General features: G+C 39.9%; 23 protein-coding genes. All 23 read left to right on the forward strand.

Annotated features, from left to right (window positions below; genetic code table 11):
* Positions 1-1,074, forward strand: coding sequence for an EpsG family protein (locus tag ACHUFW_RS04015; RefSeq protein WP_394200789.1), 1,074 nt, complete (start codon positions 1-3; stop codon positions 1,072-1,074).
* A 12-nt stretch (positions 1,075-1,086) separates the two neighbouring features.
* A complete protein-coding gene (locus ACHUFW_RS04020) occupies positions 1,087-1,950 on the forward strand; it encodes a glycosyltransferase (RefSeq protein WP_394200791.1) in 864 nt (287 codons plus the stop codon).
* Between the two features lie 33 nt (positions 1,951-1,983).
* Positions 1,984-2,796: a glycosyltransferase family A protein gene (locus ACHUFW_RS04025; RefSeq protein WP_394200793.1), complete on the forward strand. Its 813-nt coding sequence runs from the start codon at positions 1,984-1,986 to the stop codon at positions 2,794-2,796.
* Positions 2,793-3,542 carry a glycosyltransferase family 2 protein gene (locus ACHUFW_RS04030; protein ID WP_394200794.1) on the forward strand — a complete coding sequence of 250 codons (750 nt, stop codon included), beginning with the start codon at positions 2,793-2,795 and terminating at the stop codon, positions 3,540-3,542. The genes ACHUFW_RS04025 and ACHUFW_RS04030 overlap by 4 nt, the downstream gene beginning before the upstream one ends.
* Positions 3,543-3,691: 149 nt before the next feature.
* Positions 3,692-4,093 carry a type II secretion system major pseudopilin GspG gene (gene gspG / locus ACHUFW_RS04035; RefSeq protein WP_394200795.1) on the forward strand — a complete coding sequence of 134 codons (402 nt, stop codon included), beginning with the start codon at positions 3,692-3,694 and terminating at the stop codon, positions 4,091-4,093.
* A complete protein-coding gene (locus ACHUFW_RS04040) occupies positions 4,093-5,745 on the forward strand; it encodes a GspE/PulE family protein (protein WP_394201131.1) in 1,653 nt (550 codons plus the stop codon). The genes gspG and ACHUFW_RS04040 overlap by 1 nt, the downstream gene beginning before the upstream one ends.
* A complete protein-coding gene (locus ACHUFW_RS04045) occupies positions 5,745-6,947 on the forward strand; it encodes a type II secretion system F family protein (protein WP_394200796.1) in 1,203 nt (400 codons plus the stop codon). Before ACHUFW_RS04040 ends, ACHUFW_RS04045 begins: the two co-directional genes overlap by 1 nt.
* Entirely contained in the window at positions 6,934-7,347 is a 414-nt protein-coding gene (locus ACHUFW_RS04050; RefSeq protein ID WP_394200798.1) for a pilus assembly FimT family protein, read from the forward strand. Before ACHUFW_RS04045 ends, ACHUFW_RS04050 begins: the two co-directional genes overlap by 14 nt.
* On the forward strand, positions 7,344-7,790 hold the full coding sequence (locus ACHUFW_RS04055; RefSeq protein WP_394200800.1) for a type II secretion system protein: 447 nt from the start codon (positions 7,344-7,346) through the stop codon (positions 7,788-7,790). Before ACHUFW_RS04050 ends, ACHUFW_RS04055 begins: the two co-directional genes overlap by 4 nt.
* Complete coding sequence (locus tag ACHUFW_RS04060; RefSeq protein WP_394200801.1) at positions 7,790-8,497, forward strand: PulJ/GspJ family protein; 708 nt, start codon at positions 7,790-7,792, stop codon at positions 8,495-8,497. Before ACHUFW_RS04055 ends, ACHUFW_RS04060 begins: the two co-directional genes overlap by 1 nt.
* 1 nt (position 8,498) lies before the next feature.
* Entirely contained in the window at positions 8,499-9,410 is a 912-nt protein-coding gene (locus tag ACHUFW_RS04065; protein WP_394200803.1) for a type II secretion system minor pseudopilin, read from the forward strand.
* A 2-nt stretch (positions 9,411-9,412) separates the two neighbouring features.
* On the forward strand, positions 9,413-10,510 hold the full coding sequence (locus ACHUFW_RS04070) for a hypothetical protein (protein WP_394200804.1): 1,098 nt from the start codon (positions 9,413-9,415) through the stop codon (positions 10,508-10,510).
* A complete protein-coding gene (locus ACHUFW_RS04075; RefSeq protein WP_394200805.1) occupies positions 10,510-11,076 on the forward strand; it encodes a hypothetical protein in 567 nt (188 codons plus the stop codon). Before ACHUFW_RS04070 ends, ACHUFW_RS04075 begins: the two co-directional genes overlap by 1 nt.
* Positions 11,066-11,638, forward strand: coding sequence for a hypothetical protein (locus ACHUFW_RS04080; protein ID WP_394200807.1), 573 nt, complete (start codon positions 11,066-11,068; stop codon positions 11,636-11,638). The genes ACHUFW_RS04075 and ACHUFW_RS04080 overlap by 11 nt, the downstream gene beginning before the upstream one ends.
* 17 nt (positions 11,639-11,655) lie before the next feature.
* Positions 11,656-13,779 carry a type II secretion system protein GspD gene (locus ACHUFW_RS04085; protein ID WP_394200808.1) on the forward strand — a complete coding sequence of 708 codons (2,124 nt, stop codon included), beginning with the start codon at positions 11,656-11,658 and terminating at the stop codon, positions 13,777-13,779.
* A gap of 457 nt (positions 13,780-14,236) precedes the next feature.
* The gene (locus tag ACHUFW_RS04090; RefSeq protein ID WP_394200810.1) at positions 14,237-15,628 is read left to right on the forward strand and encodes a hypothetical protein; all 1,392 of its coding nucleotides are present in this window, start codon (positions 14,237-14,239) and stop codon (positions 15,626-15,628) included.
* A 459-nt stretch (positions 15,629-16,087) separates the two neighbouring features.
* Entirely contained in the window at positions 16,088-17,182 is a 1,095-nt protein-coding gene (locus tag ACHUFW_RS04095; protein ID WP_394200812.1) for a DegT/DnrJ/EryC1/StrS family aminotransferase, read from the forward strand.
* Between the two features lie 50 nt (positions 17,183-17,232).
* Complete coding sequence (locus ACHUFW_RS04100; protein WP_394200813.1) at positions 17,233-18,957, forward strand: tetratricopeptide repeat protein; 1,725 nt, start codon at positions 17,233-17,235, stop codon at positions 18,955-18,957.
* 38 nt (positions 18,958-18,995) lie between these two features.
* The gene (locus ACHUFW_RS04105; RefSeq protein WP_394200815.1) at positions 18,996-19,442 is read left to right on the forward strand and encodes a tetratricopeptide repeat protein; all 447 of its coding nucleotides are present in this window, start codon (positions 18,996-18,998) and stop codon (positions 19,440-19,442) included.
* Between the two features lie 165 nt (positions 19,443-19,607).
* Positions 19,608-20,336, forward strand: coding sequence for a glycosyltransferase family 2 protein (locus ACHUFW_RS04110; RefSeq protein WP_394200817.1), 729 nt, complete (start codon positions 19,608-19,610; stop codon positions 20,334-20,336).
* An 8-nt stretch (positions 20,337-20,344) separates the two neighbouring features.
* A complete protein-coding gene (locus ACHUFW_RS04115; RefSeq protein ID WP_394200818.1) occupies positions 20,345-20,707 on the forward strand; it encodes a DUF2304 domain-containing protein in 363 nt (120 codons plus the stop codon).
* Between the two features lie 68 nt (positions 20,708-20,775).
* Entirely contained in the window at positions 20,776-21,477 is a 702-nt protein-coding gene (locus ACHUFW_RS04120) for an ABC transporter permease (RefSeq protein WP_394200820.1), read from the forward strand.
* The gene (locus tag ACHUFW_RS04125) at positions 21,477-22,187 is read left to right on the forward strand and encodes an ABC transporter ATP-binding protein (protein WP_394200821.1); all 711 of its coding nucleotides are present in this window, start codon (positions 21,477-21,479) and stop codon (positions 22,185-22,187) included. Before ACHUFW_RS04120 ends, ACHUFW_RS04125 begins: the two co-directional genes overlap by 1 nt.
* Position 22,188: the final 1 nt, after the last annotated feature.

Raw genomic sequence — 22,188 nt, forward strand, 5'->3', positions numbered from 1 at the left:
GTGCTTTTTTACGTTTTTTTAGGCGTCATAGCTGCATTATTTGCATTTACTGCTGCACAAGTTCAAAGATCGCAATTTATTATAGCTGCGCCGCTAATTATTCTTATAGCCTATTTTATTGGCTTTAGAGATTTGTCGATAGGAACCGATACATTACGTTATGCTGAAATCTACCATGATATTAAACCATTATTTACAGCATTAGCTCAGGAAAGTTTTGGCTTTGAAGCACAACGAATTGAAATAGGTTTTGTTACACTAGCATCACTATTTAGAGAGTTAGGTATCTCTTTTAGTGGTTTTTTGTTTGTATTAAATTTATTTACTCTTGCAATAATATATCGCTCATTTAGCTTGCTAGATGGTCGACTCGGACCGATCCTGTTTTTCCTTTATACTTGTACGTTTACCTTCATCACGCTTCAATATAACATCGTAAGACAAGGTATTGCTGTAGCAATTTGTACTTATGCCTTTATTAAGATGCTAAACGGCAAGCATATACAATTTTTGATGTTTACATTGCTTGCAACCACGTTTCATAGCATGTCGGTATTATTTCTTTGTGTTTGGCCATTTCGAAACTTTAAATGGCGACCACTTTACATTCTTGTTTTTACGTTTATTTTTGTAGTTATCGCAAATGTCGATTTTCTCTCAGAACTAGCTAATCTGCTTGCGCCTTATAGTTTGTCAATGTATAGAGTTGCCAACTATATGATCACTCAAGCAGGCTCTACCAACTTTCTGAGTATTGCGATCTTATTTGACTTCCTACTGATCTGTTACTGTATTATTGATAGTCGGTTTTTAAGGCAATATTCTAAAAGGTTTGATGTCATTCTTACTACCTTTGTTATTGGCTTTTTAGGCATGGCTGCGTTACATGAACTTAACCTTTTGTCACTTAGGTTTTTTTACCTATTTTGCCCTTATGAAGTGTATCTATTTGCGTTGTCTTTTAGTCGATTTAAGGCGGAGCTCTGGCTAAGAACCACGATGTTGTTAAGTTTCGGGATGCTGTGGTTGGTCAAAAATTTATTCATCACCGCTCAATTCATAACCACCTATTAAAGAGTACACACCATGTTGGTTACTGTTTATTTAATTACCCAGAATCGAAGTCAACTGCTAGAAAGAGCAATAAAGTCGGTAATCCAGCAAGATTACAAAGAGATTGAGCTAATAGTGGTAGATGACGCTTCTAATGACAATACCCCAGAGACCATAGCGGCTTTGCAAAAGGATTACGATTTTATTTATCTACGCAACGATGTCGTCCGTGGAGCTTGCTTTTCGCGTAATAGAGCGATTCAAAAGGCGACAGGATATTTTATTACGGGTTTAGATGATGATGATTATTTCTTGCCTGAAAGAGTTCGTCAGCTTGTCGATGCCTATGAAGAACAATATGCGTTTGTTTGTTCTAACGTTAAAGAGTTGATGAAAAATGGCACTATGATCCCCAGAAGTTATGGATTTCAGTCTGGAGAGTTTGGTTTGAATGAGATGCTACATCATAATCTTGCTGGGAACCAAGTATTCACAACGAAAAAGAAATTTGAACAGATAGGTGGGTTTGATGTCGAAATGCCTGCATTTCAAGATTATGATACCTGGGTTAGGTTACTAAAAAATAATCCTAAGGCACTAAAAATCGCCGCAACGAATTATATTTTGGAAACCGAGCATGGGGGGGTAAGAATCTCATCGAGTGTTAATCGCAAGTTTCAAGGCTTTGAAAAATTCAAATACAAACATAGGGACTTGCTTAAACCCTCCCATCTTAAGTCTTTAACCATTTTGGAGGCTAAAGTGTCAGGTTCTGGTTTTGGTTTTATTGACTTAATAAAATCAATAAGCCCTAGAAATTATAAAAGTGCGCTTAGTTTATATATCCAGCGAAACATGTCTTGGTTAAAAACGCGAGTCGACAATCTAAAGGGGTAACCCCTGTCAGTCATACGATATTTAAGGTAAATAATGATTCTAGATGTACTAATTTCAACATATGGAGACCGACTCGCTGAATCCATTAAGGTTTTAATGCCAGAGAGCGCTAACGTTCGCTACAAGATTATTCATCAGTGCACATCTTCCAAAGATTATACTGCTGAAATTGAATCATTGCTCGATCGTAAAGATGTTCAGTATCACAGGCTTTATAACCGGGGGTTATCGAAAAGTAGAAATAAAGCAATAACGGTTTCGGATGGCGACATTAGCTTGATCATGGACGATGATGTTGCGTTAGTTGAAGATTTCTACAGCATTGTTTGCGACGCATTTAGCCAAAATCCTAGTGCTGATATGATCAGCTTTCAGATTTCGGAGCAGGAATCTGGCGAGCTGATAAAAAATTATCCGAGTAATGCTAAAAAACACAATAAACAAAGTATTTTGCGTATTGGTTCAATTGAGATGGTAGTACGGACTCACGTATTAAAGCAGGCATGCTTTCCTGAGTATCTAGGGGCTGGAAGTGCTTTGCCGGCCTGTGAAGAGCCGGTTTACTTATCACGGCTTCTTGAGCGAGGTGCGAAATTATTCTATAGACCTTTAGTAATAGCTCATCACCCCAAACTTTCCTCAGGAAAGGTATTTGATAGTGAAGCAACCTTGGCTTGCCGTGGTGTCGCGTTTAGGGAAATTTATGGGCTGATACTAGGGTTCCTAGCTGTAAATTATTTTTATATTAAGAATCGTAATAAATTTTCATTACAAGGAACAAGTGCTTATCGAGCCATTTTGAAAGGGTTTTTAATGTCTAAAACACAATTGGAAGGTCGTATATGAATAGTCCAATAGTTAGCATCATTACACCCTCTTTCAATTGTAGTGAATCAATCACTAAAACAATCGAATCAGTGCTAGCGCAAACGTACAGTGACTGGGAAATGATAATTGCTGATGATTGCTCAAGTGATGCTTCAGTCGAAGTCATTCAGCAGTACGTCGACAAGGACACTCGTATTAGATTGATCCGGAGGCAATGGAACGGTGGGCCTGCAGTGACAAGAAATAGAGCAATTGATGCCGCTAAAGGTCGGTTTATTGCATTTCTAGATGCTGATGATGCCTGGCACCCAGAAAAACTGGCTAAACAAATCGCGTTTATGCTAACTACAGAGTCAGCGTTGACTTACACTGGGTATGGACGTATTCATCAAAATGGACATAAGCTAGGAACAATGAAAGTTCCAGCCTCGGTGAGTTATAACGACATTTTGAGAACTAATAGTATTGGGTGTTTGACCGCTTGTTATGATACCCAAAAGTTGGGCAAAGTTTTTATGCCTAATATCGCTAAAAGACAAGATTTAGCATTGTGGTTAAAGATCCTTAAAAAGACGGATCGTGCTTTTGGAATACAAGAAAGCTTAGCTGATTACTACGTTGGTGTGTCATCTGTTTCCGCTAATAAAATTACAGCAGCAAAATATCAGTGGCGAGTGTACCGAGAAGTAGAAAAACTATCGCTGATAAACTCTGTATTTTACTTTTCTTGCTACGCGCTTCAAGCCATCAAAAATCGGCTATAACTGTGTAGCATTTACTCAACACTTGCCATTGAAAAACAAGAAAGCTTTTACATAACTTATCATGCAACACATTAAATGTGCTCAAGTATTGCCGATGTACTAGCAAGATTGATAATATCCACAACACTTAAATTTTAGGTGACTAGAAAATGATGCAAAAAAACAAGCGCGGTTTTACTCTGATTGAACTGCTTATCGTGATCGTTATTATTGGATTGTTGGCTTCTTTGGTGGCACCAGCAATGTTCTCTAAAGTAAGCTCATCACAAAAGAAAACGGCAGCGGCTCAAATGCAGATGTTTGAGACTGCACTAGACACATATCGTCTTGATAATGGCGACTACCCTGACACATTAGAAGAGTTACGTAAGAGTGATAAACCAACTTGGGACGGCCCTTATTTGCCAAAAGACTTGCCGTTAGATCCATGGGGAAATCCTTATGCATACAAAAAGCCTGGCGAAGATGGTAAAGCTTACTTTTTAGCCTCTTATGGTAAAGATGGACAGCCTGGTGGTGAAGGTGATAACGAGGATATCGTACATAAATGATGACCTTGCCAGAACTACTGTCGACAGAGTTTCATATATCCGACAGCGATCTTGATAAGTCTTTAAAGTATCAAGCAAAATATGGCGGCTATCTGGAGCAGATATTGGTGAACTTAGGGAGTCTCCCCGAAGATAGTTTACCGGAAGTGTATAGCCGCTATTTTCAGTTGCCTCAACTCGATATTACCGAATGGTTGGAAGCTGAGATACCAAATATTGAAGCAGAAACCTTCCAGTTACTCGATGATGCTTGTTGGAGTTTATTGGCTGTTGACGGTAAAAACTGGACATTTGTTGCTAAATACCCATTAGATCTGTCTGTTAACGAATTTATTCGTCGCAACCAGATTGAAGCTAGGTTGTTTATCGGCACGGAAGCTGACATACAGACACTTAATCGAAAATTCAATATAAATGCTGCAGTTGATAGTGATGATGCAATAATTGGCGATGAAGAGGAACGCCTGCGAGAATTAGCATCTGAAGCACCAACAGTTAACTTGCTTAATTCTCTTATTTCCCGTGGCTTGCGACAGGGAGCATCAGATATGCACCTCGAGCCATTCCAGGGGAGATATCGAGTTAGATATCGAATCGATGGTGTTTTGCATGAAGTAGAACGGCTAGCGCCGCGTATGCAGCTACCTATTGTTACTAGACTAAAAATATTGTCGGGCATGGATATTGCCGAGCGGAGGCGTCCGCAGGATGGCAAAATCGCAATGAAAATCGCCAACCAAGAGCTTGATATACGTGTTTCAGCACTACCGTTGAATGAAGGTGAAAGTGTTGTAATGCGTTTTTTGCGCAAAGAGTCTGTTAGGTACGATATGGAAGTACTTGGACTTGCCGATGACGTACAACATTATGTTAATCAAGACTTAGCAAAAACGGCCGGCGTAATTCTGCTGACCGGCCCTACTGGTAGCGGTAAAACAACGACTCTGTATACTTTTTTGAATGAACTGAATGACGACGATGTAAAAATTATTACATTAGAAGATCCTGTAGAGTATCAGTTGGAAGGAATTAACCAAGTTCAAGTTAATAGTGATATCGGTTTTGATTTTTCTGCAGGTTTGAGAAGCATTGTACGTCAAGACCCAGATATTATTATGCTTGGTGAAATTCGAGACAAGGAAACGGCTCGAATAGCAATGCAGTCCGCGCTAACAGGACATCTAGTTTTTTCTACAGTCCACACTAATGATGCGGCCAGTGCATATACTCGATTACTTGATTTAGGTGTAGATGAATTTCTTCTCAACGCGGCACTAATCTCTATTGTGGCGCAGCGTTTAGCTAGAAGAACATGTGAGCAATGTGCATGTGAAGATCCAGAATCAGAGGAACTCATCGCTAAGTACGAACTGAATCAGTTGGCATCTAAATTTGGAATCGATAACGTCAAGTTAGTCAAGGGCGTTGGTTGTGAAGCATGTGGGAATACTGGGTATAAGGGGCGTATTGCTGTTAATGAATATTTGCGTTGTGATGAGCAAATCATGAAACTACCAAAAGATTCGGACTTTATTAGTAAAGCACGAGAGTATAATAGCGAAAGCGGCAAAAGAAATTTGTTGGAAGATGGTTTTTACAAGGCACTTTTGGGGCAGACGACCGTTGAAGAAGTTTTACGAGTAGCTGGTTAATGAAGGTTTTTACATACAAAGCCTATGATAAAGCAGGTGCTAAGGTTGATGGCCAGGTAGAGGCGATTGATAAGCAAGCAGCAGTTACTCAGATTAAATCCCTTGGCTTATTACCGTCGGAAGTGAGCGAGCACAAAGAGTCTGCAGCATCTATATTTGGCGCTTCAAAAAAAGTAACTTTAGCTGATTTAGAGTTTCTAACTGCTGAGTTAAGTCTACTACTATCTAGCGGAGTAAGGATCGACAAGGGGCTAGATATTATTAAGCGCTCTAAAGCGCAGCCAGCTTTGGTCAAGTTACTGAGTAACATCAGTGGCTCCATCTCTAAAGGTCAAAGCTTGTCTGAAGCGCTAAAAGCTCATGATGATGTATTTGACCCCCTGTATATTAATCTAGTCGAACTCGGCGAAGCATCAGGTAATCTGCCAGAAATCTTTGCTAAATTGGCTGAGGACTTAAAATTTAGGCGAGATTTACAGCGAAAGATCATTTCATCTTTGACATATCCGTTTGTCATTTTAGCTGTTTGTATTTTATGTATTGTATTCATATTCAACTTCATTGTGCCTAAATTATCAGTTCTATTTACTGACCCAGAAACGTTACCATGGTACACGCAGGCTCTTTTAGGGTTAAGTAATTGGATGCAGGAGTATCAAGTGTTTATGGCACTTGGTGTCGTAGCAGGTGGTTTCGCGTTAGTCCATTTATTTAAGCAACCAAATTTTTTGAAGTTATGGCAAGAAACCTTATTAAAGATTCCTGGGTTAGCAAACTCCGTACTGGTGACCGAACGTATTAGATTCAATAGTGCGCTAGCTATGATGTTGCAAGCAGGGTTGCCTATTGATAAAGCACTCTTTTTAGCAAAAGGCAATATTAAAAACCAAGTTTTGCAACGAGAAATGGAGATCGTCCGTAGTAAGGTTAAGCATGGACATAGTTTGTCACCAGCGTTAAAACAAACCTCGTTGTTCCCAGATTTTTATATCTCACTGTTAGAAGTTGGTGAAGAGTCAGGTAACTTAGCCAAAGTTTTTGATGAAATAGCTAATCGCAGCCGTCAGGAGTTTGAATCTTGGACAGAAAAAATGACAACGCTGATTGAGCCTTTGCTTATTTTATTTATGGGAGGCATTGTCGGTGGAGTTGTCGTGGTTATGTTGATGAGCATGGTTGCGGTTAACGATGTCGGCTTCTAGTAGCAGGAGCAAAGGCTTTACCCTTATAGAGCTAATAGTTGTATTGGTGATAATGGGGACTTTATTGAGTTTAGTTGGGCCTTTAGCGGTTAGAAACGTCGACAAAATGAATGTAAGAACGGAAGAGATGCAGTTCAGAAATTGGTTAGAAAAAGTTTCTTACACTGCGTTTAACCGTGGGCAACCATTAGTGGTTTCACTAGAAGGAAGATTGGCCTCAGCTAATATCAAAGGCGATCAAGGTAACATTGTTGACGAAATTCAGTTCTCATCACTTTTTTTTCAGCCTCAATTCATTGGCCTAAATAAAAATGGTTTTTATGGAAAGTCTCAAGCCATTTATCAAATAGGTGGAGAAAGCTACCCAATTGAACTCGTCAGTTCCGGGGAGTTTAAATGACAAACTTCCAGTTAATGTCTAAACAGAATGGCTTTACCGTAATGGAGGTATTAGTCGCAGGCTTTATCATGTTCTTAGTGATAGCGACAACCACCTTGATATATCGGGGTGCAACTCTATCTAGCCATAAAGCTGAAAGAAGTATTTATATTAATGGATTAGTACCAGTAATGACTGATGCGATTCAGCTTGAGATTCGTCAAAAGGGGCAAGCGAGTATCGACAAGCTGTCTGGTTCGGGAAAGATGGGTGAAGCTGCATATAGCTGGAAAGCTGAAATGATAGACTTTCAAGCCGCTCCGCCTCAAATGTTAGCAGAGGCAGGGCTGGCAGTTGAGCAAAATAATCGCTTTAAGCTATGGCAGGTGGAGCTCGATGCAAACTACAAAGATTACGATAGGCAGTATCGTTACGTTGAGTTTAGCTGGAATTTAGCACCATAATGAAGTCTGCAAATAAGTCTCATCAAGGCTTCACACTGATCGAGTTGCTAATATCAACGGCGCTGCTTAGCCTGATATTGTTTATTGCCAGTTATAGCTACAGCCTATTTAGCAACAACTGGCAAAAAGAGTTAGGTAACTATAAACAAACAGCCGCTTTTGTAAAAAATGTAGAGCTGACTAAAAGAACTTTGCAAAGTACCGTTCCCTTAGTTGTGACAAAACCAGACACAAAGAAGGGGTTGTATTTTGTTGGCGAGTCTAACTCCATAACCGCAGCGAGCGAGTATGGAGTGTTTAATAATCAAGGGGTTATTTATCGTATCTCTTTGGAAGATGCTTTGGAGAATAGCCAAATAAAACAATTGGTATACAGAGAAGTAAACGCAAATAACATTATATTGAGTACCCCAAGTCAAGGTTTTCAGTTTACTCATAGGCTGGTTGTTGTAGACAATGTTGTTAGCGTAGATTTCGAATATTATGGCTGGGCTACGTTGAACGATAAAAATGTACAAATGTCAGGTATTGGTAAAGCTGATAAATCGTGGCATAAGAAATATGACTCGATCGCTACGGGCTTGTTTCCTGAGATCGCTAGGTTAAAAGTTCGTTATAGAGCAGCTGATAATAGTGAAGTGTCGCTTACTTATCATGCTAATTTTGCCTCTCACCCCGAAAGAGGCCTTGAGGTTCCAGGGCTATAATATGCAATATAGGCAATCTTTTTTGGGGATGCAGGTTCGCGTTCCTATACGCAAACAAACAGGCATAGCGTTATTACAGGTTCTGTTGATCAGTGCGATTATTTCCGTACTGGCACTCTATTTTACTATTACGGCTAGGCAACAAGTATCGGTAGCCCAAGCAGCGAACGATAGGGTGTTAGCAGGTTTATTAATACGCTCTGCTGAATCGAAGGTACTATTTGAACTTCTGACAAAGGAAGCGACGGATAGCCATTTGTACCCCTTACCAGAAGGGTATAACTTTTACGCAACCCCAATTGAAATTGATCAGTATACCAAGGTAAAAATTCAAGATGTGGCTGGATTAATCAACACTGAGTTTCCTGATCAAACGTTACTAAGAAGAACAATTCAAAATTTAGGCGGAACAGCCGATATTGCCAGTACGATTACAGATAGTTTATTGGACTGGCAAGACAGTGATGATTTAAAAAGGTTAAATGGTGCTGAAAAAGGCGATTATGAAATTGGCCCCCGTAATGCGCCAATAACACTTAAGTCTGAAGTTAGATTAATTAAAGGTATGGATGACGAATTGTGGCGAAAATTAGAGCCATTGTTGTCAGTACCTAGAGCTAGCTATTTTAACCCCATGATGGCACCTGAGCCTGTTTTAAAAGCATACTTAAATAGCGATGCTAACGATATTCTTGATTTAAGGCGCAAAGGTTCTTTAACGCGAAGCGAATTTAGTCAGTTAACTGGAGTATATGATCAAGAAGGGATTATTTTGTCAAAAAGTGACTTATTTAGACTGAATATTCAGGTAAACTACGGTCAAGCAAAATTAGAGAAAGAGATGACGGTACAATTAGACCCGTATGCGAAGGCCGATGGGACTGTAGTGGATAGTGTAGCTTCGAATTGGTAATAATGAATAAATTTATAGCGCTTACTAGAAAATCTGTTGCCTACATGGGCATAGGCTATCTCGACACTAAACTTTATCGTTTGGTGGATTCGGTCGATGGTGAATTCACTTGGCAAGAAGCAGAGCAGGGCTTTAAACCCAATGTATTGATATTGTCTCGGCAACATTATCATGAATCATGTAAGCAATACCCCATTGAAAATACAGCAGAAGTAAAAAAGCTTATTCGTTTAGAATTATCGGCAAATGATGGCCTATCACAATTTGTTACTTATAAACAACAGGATGGCAAAACAGCGAGTAACCAATGGCAATTAAATGAGGTCTTAGGGGCAAAAATAGTCGTTCCTGAGTCTTTTTTAATCGGTTACAAGCGACCACATTTTGATGTGACAGAGTTCCAAAGTGAGGCAACTCAAGTCTATGTTGTCAACACACCGCAAGGAATAGTGTCGACGGTTAAAGGCGGCATGATACAAGATGTCAACGCATTCTCAATGGCCTCTGGTGTCCGGACGATTAATTCAGACGATAGCAGTTTAATGTCATTTCAGCAGTTTGCTGTTTTTACTGCTGCTCAGTTACCAAAACTGTTAGCTCAATACGGCGTAAGCCTTCTAGTTAAGCAAGAGAAAAAGCTTGATTTTCAGGAGTTAGTTAAACCATTATGCCTAACGCTTGGAGGAGCTATTAGCCTTTATCTTGTTGTCAGCAGTGCATACCTTGAGTTACAAGGTTATCGTATAGATGCGCAAATTGCAGACAACACTGAGCAAGTTAATCAAGCGCTAAGTATTCAAAATGAATACAACATGCTGACAGAAAAACTGTTGCGGCAACAGGCTTTTATTGAATCACAAGCCGTTAAAACTTCATTTTGGTTTGTTCTTGAACCATTAATGCAACAAGCCAAGTTTAGAACTATCCGATTTAGAAATGATAGATATGTTCTCAATGGCGAGACCAAACAAGCGACGAAGTTGTTAGATATGTTGATTCAAGACCCTTTAGTTACCGATGCAAAGTTCGATAGTCAAATTCGTAAAAGTCGCAATAACGAAGTTTTTACCATTAGTTTCCGTCTTAAAGAGGCTGGTTAATGGATATTTTTAAAGAAAAGCCTTACTTACTGTTTTTGTTGGCTGGTTTAGTGTTTGCTCGGTTTGTTTGTGTTCCCGTTATCGAGTGGCAAAATGAAAGAAAAGCAACGCTTGTATTAGAAAGCAAACGCGTGATGAAAGCTGAGCAAGCCATGGCAAATGAACAAAAAATTGAACCGTTATTGCCGAAGCTACGCGCGTTAGTTAAGGCTAATAGGGAGCGTTTGTATCCGTTTCAAGCAGAAAATCAGTTTAAATTGCAAAATCAACAAAATCTTGAAGCATTGATAGAAAAGTATGCACTCAATGTTACAGGAATAGGGTGGCTTGCCACCAAACAAGTTAACGAATTCAATTTGACACTTTTTCAACTGCAAGTCCGGTTTCAAGGAGATGGTGTAAAGTTTCCTGGTTTAATGGCCGAGATAGAATCACAAGCACAGTGGGTAGAAGTAGATGATTTTGTATTTGCATTTAGGCGTCAATCTACAACACGCATTGGCGATGCTAACGGTCAAATCACGTTAAATTATTATATGAACAACGAGGTCGGTGATGCTAACTAAAATAGTCGCACATGCACACTTTAAGTTCGTTGTAGCTGCTTTTTCTGTTGCAAGCGTCGGTGCGGTTTACGATTTCTCAGATAGGATTTGGGTTCCAATATCAACCTCTGATGAGATCGTAGAATATGGTTTTACTAATGACGCAGATCTTCTTCCCTCTTTTTCAGATGAAGAAAAAGCAATATTGATTGACGCTTATGAAAAATACGACTATCGCGCTAGAGCAAAAGCAGAAGAGCAGGCAAAAGCTGCAAGTAAAAATGTTAAGCAAGGTAGTAGTGCTGAAAAAGTAGAAATACCTGATATAGATTTACAGCAAGGCGACTTGTTGAGTCTATATACTAAAACGTCAAAGTTAAGCTTAAAAGCAGTCATTAATGAAAACACCAATTTTGCGTTGATAAAACAACAATCTCATGAAGGTAAAAACACTAAATGGCTAAAACTTGAGCAGGGGCAAAGCTTCGAAGGCTTCACCGTGTCTCAGCTAAATCATACATCAATTGAGTTAACCCGTGGTGAACAGGTTATTCAGCTAATGATGTACAAAAGAAATTCTTAATTATGGGTGTGTTTGCAATGCGTAAAAATTTCTGTTTATCAATCGTCGCAATGGCTGTTCTATCAGGCTGTAGCACACTCCCCACTGAACCCTTTGCTGTTGATAATTCATATTTGGAAGGTGAACCCTCAGAAAAACAACAAAATGTTGACTATCAACAAGGCTTAAATGAAGCTGATATCAATCAGCCCAGTATTAGTTACGAAAAGTTGCCATCGATGAAAAGTGATCGGATGGCAAGTCAAGACGCTCTCGATCTGACCAAACAGTTTAGTGATACAGAGAAAGTCACTATTTCAGCAGATGCGTTGCCACTTAATCAATTTTTACATTACGTATTGGGTGAAGTTTTAGAAGTTAGCTACATATTGGATAGTAACTCTAAAGCGGATAGTAAAGGGGTGACGTTAAATATTCGCAAACCGATCTCCAAACGTAAGCTTTTTACTTTAGTCGATGAGTTGCTGGTAGATGGTGGCTATCAACTATATTTTAAAGATGATCTCTATTATGTGAATAAGCAAGATCAACAAGGTTCCACAAACGCAGTATTTGGTTTTGGGCGTGATCTTGATGATGTCCCTAGAACGTCGGTTGATATCACTCAAATTGTACCATTGAACTTCCCATTAAAATCTGGGTTCCATTTAACCATTCAGCAGTTAGCCAATGTCCAAGTTGGTGTTGACTATGATCAGAACAGTGTGACGTTAACTGGTCGCCGCGCTGAAATTGTTAAAGCCATGGAGTTTATTCATTTAGTTGATGCGCCATTATTCCAAGATAGGCAGGTGACTTTATATCGCTCCACTTATGTAGCGGCTGATGAACTCGCTGAAAACCTATCGAACGTACTTAATAATGAAGGGATAACAGTTAAAGGCGATAAGCCTAGTGGTAACGCAGTAACTGTGTTACCTATCGAGCGAATTTCTTCAGTAGTGCTGTTTGCTAACGATTACGCGTTATTGCAGCGTGCTGGATTTTGGTTGAAAAAACTTGATCAGCCATCGCTGATTGAAGAGAATCAGTATTTTACTTATATACCACAGTTCGCTCGTGCGAGTGATATTTCTGAAAGCCTTGAACCGTTACTCTCTGGAACCTCGGCTAATAGACGAGAAGCTGCAAATAGTACGGTGGGGGAAACCTCTGCTCAAACTAAAGGTAAGCCGAACCAAAGCAGCGGGGCTATTGGTAATGATAAAGTTAAACTAGTGGTAGATGTGCGTTCTAATGCACTAATTGTGCAGACGACGGGCTTAGAATATCAGCGCTTATTACCTTTAATTAAACGCATGGATGTGATGCCAAAGCAAGTAATGTTGGAAGTTATGATTGCTGAGGTGACATTAACCGATGTATTCAAACAAGGGGTTGAGTTCGCTTTTAACAGTGGTGATTTGAGTATTAGTACCAAAGGTGCATTTGGAGTTGAAAAAATTGGCGGTATGTCATTTGGCCTAAAAGGCGCCGATGGCGAAATATTGGCTAACTTTTTAGAGACGAATAGTCACGTTAATGTATTGTCTCGTCCAAGTGTGGTGGTTCGAGATGGTGCCAGCGCAGCAATGAATGTGGGTACTGATATTCCTGTTGTGGGTGAGACTACATCGGATCCTGATGGCGATAGACAAACAACCTCTATTCAATACCGTAAAACTGGTGTGCAATTAACCGTAACCCCAACGGTAAATAGCCAAGGTGTGGTTATCATGGAGATTAACCAATCAATCAGTAACCAAGCAAATACTGAAACGGTGTCAGATTCTCCAGCTATTTTTGAGCGAATGATTAACACTGAGGTAGTGGCGAATAGTGGGCAAGCAGTCATTTTAGGTGGCTTGATAAGTGAAAACTCAAGTTATTCTGAGTCTAAAGTTCCTCTGTTGGGTGATATCCCTGTATTGGGTGGGTTGTTCAGAAGTAATAATGATGAAGTCGTTAAAACTGAGCTAATCGTTATGGTTACTCCGAGAATTATTGAAGCATCAAATGAATGGGATGACATTAAATCCTCATTTAGTGGCCAAATGCAGGCGCTTGACCCTCGCGCTATTACTATTGGTACTCCTTTACCAGCTTCTAAAAGTGATATGCCTGTGGCAGAACAAGCAATAACAACTGGCTCAAACGAGTAACATTTAGCCTATTGCATGTCATTTATCAGTTTTAAATGACATGCAATGTAAAGATTTGATACAGCTGACTCAAATATGTCATTGTCTGAGTAAATAGCTTGGTTATTTGTTGTCAAAATGTTGTTCGCCTTCGTTGGCGAGCAGTGTTTATCTAGCTTTATGAATTTTAAGCGATTTGTTATTATCCCCCTGAAAATTGCAAGGTTATGTCAAGTATTTGACCTGTTTGTATGTAAAAAACATGTAAATTAGTTAGCCTATTAATTGCACAATGTTGACTGTTGTCAATTTTTTCAATCTATTAGGCTTGACACAAATGATAGCCCCCCATAGAATCTTAACTGGTTAGGTCGCTTAGGATTTTAGGCGACGGCCTCTAAAGGCGACCATAATCGGAACACAAATGAAGAGTAAGAAGACTTACCTTCTGTTTCATGAAACTTCAAAGGACATAAAAATGTTGAAAAAAACGCTTATCGCACTAGCAGTAGCTTCTGTTGCAACCACTGCTTCTGCTGCTGACGTTACAGATACTGCTTCAGCTCTTCTTTCTAAGCAAGGTGCTGTTAACACTGCAAACGTTCAAATTGGTAACGCTGTTAGCGTTGGTGATGCAGCAGGTGATGTACTAGTAAGCTTGGAAGCAGAGTACAAGCCAGACGATCTACTATATTTTGATTTCGTTGGTGGTGATGTCGACCTAACAAACAGTGTAATCACAACTGACGTTCAGCTATACGCTGCTGACGAAGTAACTCTTGTTGGTACTATGGTTCTAGGTCTACTACCTAGCTCTACTAAAAACCAACTAGTTATGCGTGTGACTTCTTTGGATTACATCGATCCAAATGATGCTGCGAATACTACTAAATTTGGTAAGCTAATTGTTAATGGTCTTACTTTCAAGACTACCAGCATCCTTTCTTCTGGCAAGACTACTCTAGATTACCGTGCAGAAACTTCTACTGGTATCGAAATCGATGCAGGTAAGAACTCAGCAACAATCATCTTTGAAGCTAAGGATCAGTTTGCTGCAGCAGTAACTCACGACCTAGATGCTACTATCGATGTGAATGAGCAGCGCCTTAAGTTTGTTGGTACTGGTGCGACTACATACGAAGATGTAGTTACAGTTGAAACTACTGAAAATGCTGCTCCAACTGGTAAAGTTTGGGCGCTTCCAGCTACTGCGACTAAGTCTGACTATGTTATCCACGGTGACTTCTCTTTCCTAGGTGAAGCAAACGACAGTGGTATCATCACGACTAGCAACGTTACTTCTACTGCTGATGCTGCTCCAAAAGTATACGCAGACAAGATTGTAACTACTTATGCTGGTCTGACTGCTAACACTATCACTATCGATATCTCAGGTGAGACTGCTGGTGTTGCTGATAAGGCTCTTTCTCCACAAGAGTTCACTGCAACTACAACTGTTTCATACACTGACTTCTCAACTAAAGCTGGTTCTGTAATTTTACAAGACAAAGCTGATGCGGGTGCTTGGGGTCTAAATGGTGCAATCGTTCACGTACCATTCATGCCTTTCCGTGACGGTTTCTCTCCAATCGTTTCTGTATCTAACACTTCTAACCAAGACGGTGACATCGAAGTACTAGTATACGCTAAGAACGATGCTGATTGGGTTGAGCCACAGTCTTACATGCTAACTACTACAGCTATCGCTGATGCAATGACTAACATCACTCCTGAGCTTCAAGGCCTAGGTATCGAAGGCGACGTAGCGTTTGACGTAATCGTTAACGCTCCTAAGCAATCAATCGCTGTTAGCGCATTGTACTTCAACGGTGGTGACCGTGCAGTTATCGAGACTCACACTCGTAACTAATATCATTTTGATATAGCAGAAAAAGCAGGCCTAGTGCCTGCTTTTTTATTGCCTTTTTACGCGTGAGTTTTTATAGGCCGCGTTTCCAACATTGCGTTTCCAGCAGCATTCACACCATTAAGCATCGATACGCCCTCATAGAGTGCCTGAACTTTAAAATTCCAGTTTATGCTGAATTTATAGGATGTTCCAACTAAGCCTTTTTTGGAGCAACATTAGCTTAGTAAACTAACTAAATTAACCGATTCAGTATGGCGTTAATCCCTCCAAGGCAGACGTAGAAGTGATAGCCAAAACCATAAAAAAGTTAACGGTTTGACGCTATATCGCGAGAAAAGTTAACTTAATGTATTGTTCTAGCCCCCATTTTGAACGAATGAATTTTTGCTTAAAATATTGATTCTTTAGTTAGGCATAATTCTGATAGAATCAAAAGATTGCTTTCTATACTTTTTTATCATGGCCATAAAATTTCCGATTGTAAGACCTGTATTACCCGCTATAGATGTTTATCAAAAGTATGTCCAATCTGTATTTGACTCAAAGTGGTTAACAAATTCAGGCCCCTTGCATCAACAGTTGGAACAGCGTTTAGCTGAACATTTAGGAGTAGAGCATCTTATGTTAGTGGCAAACGGTACGTTTGCCTTGCAGGTGGCTTATCAAGCGCTAGGTCTAACCGACAGCAGCAGGCCTATTCTTACTACACCTTTTTCCTTTGCTGCCACTGCGTCTTCAGTTGCATGGCAAGGCCACCAATGTCAGTTTGTCGATATTGACTCAAGCTCGCTCAATATCGATCCTAAATTGATTACTCAAGAGCAGGTGCGGGCAGCCTCAGCGATTGTTGCGACGCATGTATTTGGGAACCCTTGTGATGTACACCATCTCGAAAAACTGACAAAGGGGCTAGATACAAAAGTGATATATGATGCGGCTCATGCCTTTAATTGTCGTCTTAATGGCGAGTCTGTGCTGAATTGGGGAGATGCAAGCACCTTAAGTCTACATGCGACAAAGATTTTCCACTGTGTTGAGGGTGGGGCTATCGTGTTTAAAAAAGCGCACGATTTGCAACGGGCCAAAGAAATGATTAACTTTGGTTTTAATCGTCACCAGTATCCCGAAAATGTCGGTATAAACGCCAAGATGAGCGAAATGCATGCCGCTATGGGACTTAGCTTGTTAGATGATGTGGATGCTATTCAAGAACAGCGAATAGAAGCTGTTGACACTTATAAATCACTGCTAAACGATGATTTTGAGTTTCAGCAATGGGTCGATGGCAGTTGTAATAATGGTGCCTATATGCCAATTCTTTGTAAAGATGAAAAGCAGTTGTTGAAGCTGATGCAACATCTAACAGAGGACGGCGTGCAAACAAGGCGTTACTTTTACCCAAGCCTTTCAGAAGTTGAATGCTATGGTAAGCGTGGGGAAACACCGATTGCTAATGAAATTAGTCGGCGAGTGTTGTGCTTACCTCTTTATGGCGACTTAACCGTATCAGAAGTAAAACAAATATGTGGCATGGTTAAAAGTGCCTTACGTTAGTCACAATTGCCTCTGTGAGTATAAGAGCTATGGTACATAAAGTGCGTAATTTGAAACTAGCGCTAGCTCAACATCAGCAAACCTGGCAGTTGTTCAGCTTATTTTTGATGACTGTCGTTTGCTATTTTATTACCCTGAAAGCGCCGTTTTATTTGGATGATGCATCATCGATATATGAGAATGTGCATCGCTTAGGTTTACCGTTACTTGAAGTCTTTAATCTTTATGGGCTTCGGGGCGTGGCTTATGCCTCCTTTGCTCTTAATTATCAGGTTAGTGGATTAGATATAGCGGGCTTTCATCTAACCAATAACGCTATTCACTTTTTCTGTGCAGCTTTTGTTTATTTATTAACGAAAGAATGCTGTCGTGCGAAGCAGGTCTCTACAGCTTGGTTGCCCTTTGTCGTCGCATTGGTTTTTGTTTGTCATCCGTTAAGCAGCCAAGCAGTGACTTATATTGTTCAACGGATTGCGTCACTTGCTGGGTTATTCTATTTCGCTTCTTTGTATTTTTACCTACTGACAAGGCAGGCACACAAAAGTAAAGAGGTGCTAATTTATGGCTTTATTACTGGACTTTTTATACTACTGGCTTTATTTACTAAGCAAAATACGGTAGCTATTTTTCTCTCTATCTTTTTATTAGAGTGGCTTGTTTTAGGGGCATTAGCGAATAAATTTAAGCTTGTGTTTGTCGGTTTTCTTGGATGTTTGATGCTCGCTGCTTTGCTTGTAGCGTTTAGTGAGAGCTTTCAACAGGGGGTGTTGTGGTTGGACGCCTATACACGAGAAACCACAGAGATAACCCGCCTAGCTTACTTTGAAACACAAATAAGGGTAGTAGGGGAATATATTCAGCGGCTCTTTGTCCCGAACTCGCTGCAACTAGAATATACAACTCCTATTGCTGACGGCCTGTTCACAAAGGTATCTGGTTACATTTGGCTGCACGTGGCTTTGCTGATAACGGCGATCTATTGTGTTAAAAAACAGCCATTAATTAGCTTCGGCATATTTTTCTATTATACCGCGCAAATTGTTGAGTCCAGCTTTATTCCTATCAGAGATGTTGCTTTCGATCATCGCACCTATATTCCAAATTTTGGTCTCATTTTAGCCGTAGTTGTTGCAATTTATCATGCAGTCAAACGTTTTGATATAAAACCTTTTATCGTAGTTCTTAGCGCTATGAGCATTATTGCTGTGTACTCATCAATAACAATAAAGCGTAACGCTTTGTGGTTAGACCCCGTAGCCTTTTATCAATATGAGTTGGCTATTTCGACGAATAAAGCTCGGGTCCATAACGCATTAGCCCAGCTATATATGGAAAGTGAACAATGGCGAAAAGCATCAGAACATTTCGAACAGGCAGTTGTACTTACTGATGAGCCAGGCATGCGAGCCCTTTATATAAGTAATTATATCGCAGCTGTTAAAAATAGCGGTGAGTTAGAACAGGCCATATCGCTGACTCAAACTTATTTGCCATTAGTTAACAGCAATGAGGCGAGAAAGCAGCTGTTAACGAACTTAGGCTTTATTTATATCCAGAAACGCGAAGCTTCCAATGCTTTTTCTGCTTTTAAAAATGTGATGACAATGGATAATCGTCCTCCACCAAATGAGGCAAACTTAGGGATGGCGCTGTCGCTGTGGGCATTAAAGCGTCAGTCGCAAGCAAAAATATACTTGCAGCGAACTATTTCCAATGACCCTGAAAACGACTATGCTAGGCAGCTCCTTGAAAAGCTTAAAGCACAAGGGTTTTAGATACATTTTTAACCAGTTTTACTAGTGAGATTTAACCCATGACTAAAATTTTTAGCTCTCTGTCTGCCATTGTATTGTTGACGTTTTCATGTTTCGCTCAGGCGTCAACAGAATATGAACAAGCAATTGCCGCTGCCAATCAAGGGAATTACAAAGCAGCTTATCAAGTCGCATCTATGTTAGATAACGGTAGGCATGTTGCCGAAGATAAAGTAGCGGCTATAGACTGGTACAAAAAGTCAGCGCGAATGGGGTATTCACAGGCACAAAGCATGCTTGGCTTTAAATATGCTATGGGAACAGGTGTAGAAAAAGACATGAAAACAGCTTACGCCTGGTTTACCGTTGCACTTGGTAATGGGCACGAGATTTCAGAACAATATCAGCAAAAAGCGGCAAAAGAGCTTTCAGCTAAGGAGTTGGAAGTTGCCAAGGATATGGCCAGTAAGTGGGCAGAAGCATATAAGTCAAAAAAGCCAGAGTAGCGTGGAATATTCGTTTAATTGGGGTTAATAGTTAGCCCTAATTTTGTGAAAAAATGTTATGTTATCCCCAATTTTGTGAAAAAATGTTATGTTAGCTGCATTGGTTTTTATGTAATGCTAACGAGCTTTAAATTGCTACTATGTGGTGTAGATTAATCATCCATTTTGAAGGTATTCAACATTAAACGCGCTATCGTTATACCTGCTTATAACGAGGAAAAGAGCATCGGAAAGGTGCTTGATTCCCTGTTAGATTTCGAACAATACCAAATTGTAGTTGTTGATGATGGTAGTACTGATCAAACTGCTGATATAGTGCGCCAATATCCTGATGTGGTGTTGTTATCATTAGCGACTAACCTGGGCGCTTGGAAAGCCATGCAAACCGGTATTCGTTATTGTTACTTAAACGATTTTGATCGCGTTATAACCTTTGACGCGGATGGGCAGCATATGCCCAGTTCAATCTCTATGATGCTGGCTGCTCAAGAACAAAGTGGCGCAGATATCGTGGTTGGGTCCTGTACAAAGCGGGGGAGCCTAGCACGACATATCGCATGGGCATTATTTCGAACTCTGTCTGGTATTAAAATATCGGATATTACTTCAGGTCTCAGGTTGTATAATAGAGCCGCAATCGCAGTACTAAGTACAAGAGAAGCATCGATGTTGGAGTATCAGGATGTCGGAGTGTTACTATTGCTAAAAGGGTTTGGACTAGATTTTGAAGAACTAGAAGTATCGATGAAACCGAGGGAAGATGGTATTTCACGAATTTTTTACTCCTGGTGGGCAGTTTCTTATTATATGGCTCACACCTCACTGTTGTGTATTAGCAAAGTTAGAAAAAGCAGTGAATTTAGATATCAAGCTTCATTGCTAAAAACTAAGTAGAGATAATTTTGCAAAACTATCAAATTTTCAGCGCGTTAATCGCTATATTGTTTTTTGTTGCTGCATTTATTTTGGTAAGAAGAGATAATATTCTTCCCGGCTCCGCAATTCGTTGGACTGTGCTGTCGGTTCTAATTCTCATACTGGGTATTTTTCCTAATTTGTCTGATTATGCAGCGAAATTGATGGGAATAGGTTACCCGCCGATTTTACCGGTGATTTTTGCATGTATGATTTTGCTGCTAAAAGCGTTATTAAACGATATTGAAAGAACTAAAGATCGAGTGAAGTTAGACCGGCTTATCCAACGTGTTGCCATTCTAGAGCAACAAGTGGAGCAACATGAAGCTAGCAAGAGTAGCAAAAAGTGAGCTTAGTGCAGTATTTCTCATTAATTCATGTTATGGCATGCATGAAACTTAAGTCTAAAGCTAATACCTTGATTTTAAGTTATATTTGGTGGGTTCTAGAACCACTGTTATTCGTTGCTCTCTTCTATTTTGTGTTTGAGGTTATGTTAGACAGGGGACGCGGCGACTTTTTGATTTTTCTCATTTTAGGTAAAATTCCTTTTTTGTGGTTTTCCAAAAGTATCACTACTGCGGCGAATTCATTAGTTGAAAACAAAGGTCTTATTGATCAACGACCCATTCCAAAATTCATTTTTCCATTAGTTAATATCCAAGAGGCGGCTTATCAGCAAGTAGTTACTTTCGCTGTAATGATCGCGGTTGTTATTTTTTCAGGTTATCAAGATTATCAATATTGGTGGCAGTTAGTGCCATTGATTTTGTTGCAGTATCTATTAATCTGCGGATTTGGGAGCCTGATGGCGATGATGGTGACTTTTTTGCCTGATTTTAGAATGATTCTACAAATGTTCATGATGGGGCTAATGTTTTGCTCAGGAATATTTTGGGATGTGAATGCCATAGCCGATCCTGATATGAGAAACGCGGTATTACTATTTAACCCTTTAGCGCTTATCATAGATTGTTATCGGCAGGTGTTGCTGTTCGGCCAAATTATTGATTGGTGGTCGTGTTTACCTGCATTTGCTATCGGCGTAGTGTTTTCGATTGTCGGTTTTGGTAGTCTTGAGCGCTTTAATGGTTGGTTGACAAGAAGAATCTATATGTAATGAGTAATGTAATACTGTCAGTAGATAACATTTCCTTAGAATATAAAAGTAGGGCTGGCTTTTTTAAGCATTTTACTTATAGAGCGCTTGATGGCATATCGTTTGATGTGGAGAAGGGCGAAGTATTTGGTGTACTGGGACGTAACGGCTCGGGTAAGTCTTCACTATTGAAAGTGTTAGCTGGAACATTGCCACCTGATCGAGGTAATATTTCCTATTCTCATCAAATTTCTAAGTCACTATTATCATTAGGGTTGGGTTTTAACTCTAATTTAACTGGTAGGGACAATGCGTTGATTAGCTGTATGTTAAATGGTTATTCACGCAAAAGAGCTCAACCACTCGTTGATGAGATTGGTGCGTTTGCGGAACTTGGAGATTTTTATAATCAACCCGTGAAAACATATTCATCGGGTATGAGAAGTAGACTAGGTTTTGCGGCGGCGCTGTTGACTAAAGTTGACCTTTTACTCATTGATGAAACCTTAAGTGTTGGTGATGCTGCATTTAATGAGAAAGCTGAGGCGGCTTTGAGGGACAAGATGGCTGGTTCTCAAACCGTAATATTTGTCTCGCATAGCATCAACCAAATAAACAAGTTGTGCAATAGGTGCATGTGGCTGGATAAAGGTAAAGTGATTACACTTGGCAGCACCGAAGATGTCATGGCGCAGTATTTAGCTGATAAACAAAAAGTAGTGAAGATATAAA

It is taken from the genome of Shewanella waksmanii, from assembly GCF_043643685.1.
GTDB lineage: Bacteria > Pseudomonadota > Gammaproteobacteria > Enterobacterales > Shewanellaceae > Shewanella > Shewanella waksmanii_A.

Excerpts from the sequence above, each read along its gene's own strand:
- ACHUFW_RS04020 (WP_394200791.1), top strand. The coding sequence starts at position 1,087 with ATGTTGGTTACTGTTTATTTAATTACCCAGAATCGAAGTCAACTGCTA.
- ACHUFW_RS04045 (WP_394200796.1), top strand. The coding sequence starts at position 5,745 with ATGAAGGTTTTTACATACAAAGCCTATGATAAAGCAGGTGCTAAGGTT.
- ACHUFW_RS04025 (WP_394200793.1), top strand. The coding sequence starts at position 1,984 with ATGATTCTAGATGTACTAATTTCAACATATGGAGACCGACTCGCTGAA.
- gspG (WP_394200795.1), top strand. The coding sequence starts at position 3,692 with ATGATGCAAAAAAACAAGCGCGGTTTTACTCTGATTGAACTGCTTATC.
- ACHUFW_RS04105 (WP_394200815.1), top strand. The coding sequence starts at position 18,996 with ATGACTAAAATTTTTAGCTCTCTGTCTGCCATTGTATTGTTGACGTTT.
- ACHUFW_RS04095 (WP_394200812.1), top strand. The coding sequence starts at position 16,088 with ATGGCCATAAAATTTCCGATTGTAAGACCTGTATTACCCGCTATAGAT.
- ACHUFW_RS04080 (WP_394200807.1), top strand. The coding sequence starts at position 11,066 with ATGCTAACTAAAATAGTCGCACATGCACACTTTAAGTTCGTTGTAGCT.
- ACHUFW_RS04090 (WP_394200810.1), top strand. The coding sequence starts at position 14,237 with ATGTTGAAAAAAACGCTTATCGCACTAGCAGTAGCTTCTGTTGCAACC.
- ACHUFW_RS04075 (WP_394200805.1), top strand. The coding sequence starts at position 10,510 with ATGGATATTTTTAAAGAAAAGCCTTACTTACTGTTTTTGTTGGCTGGT.
- ACHUFW_RS04125 (WP_394200821.1), top strand. The coding sequence starts at position 21,477 with ATGAGTAATGTAATACTGTCAGTAGATAACATTTCCTTAGAATATAAA.
- ACHUFW_RS04065 (WP_394200803.1), top strand. The coding sequence starts at position 8,499 with ATGCAATATAGGCAATCTTTTTTGGGGATGCAGGTTCGCGTTCCTATA.
- ACHUFW_RS04030 (WP_394200794.1), top strand. The coding sequence starts at position 2,793 with ATGAATAGTCCAATAGTTAGCATCATTACACCCTCTTTCAATTGTAGT.
- ACHUFW_RS04060 (WP_394200801.1), top strand. The coding sequence starts at position 7,790 with ATGAAGTCTGCAAATAAGTCTCATCAAGGCTTCACACTGATCGAGTTG.
- ACHUFW_RS04040 (WP_394201131.1), top strand. The coding sequence starts at position 4,093 with ATGACCTTGCCAGAACTACTGTCGACAGAGTTTCATATATCCGACAGC.
- ACHUFW_RS04070 (WP_394200804.1), top strand. The coding sequence starts at position 9,413 with ATGAATAAATTTATAGCGCTTACTAGAAAATCTGTTGCCTACATGGGC.
- ACHUFW_RS04050 (WP_394200798.1), top strand. The coding sequence starts at position 6,934 with ATGTCGGCTTCTAGTAGCAGGAGCAAAGGCTTTACCCTTATAGAGCTA.
- ACHUFW_RS04055 (WP_394200800.1), top strand. The coding sequence starts at position 7,344 with ATGACAAACTTCCAGTTAATGTCTAAACAGAATGGCTTTACCGTAATG.
- ACHUFW_RS04085 (WP_394200808.1), top strand. The coding sequence starts at position 11,656 with ATGCGTAAAAATTTCTGTTTATCAATCGTCGCAATGGCTGTTCTATCA.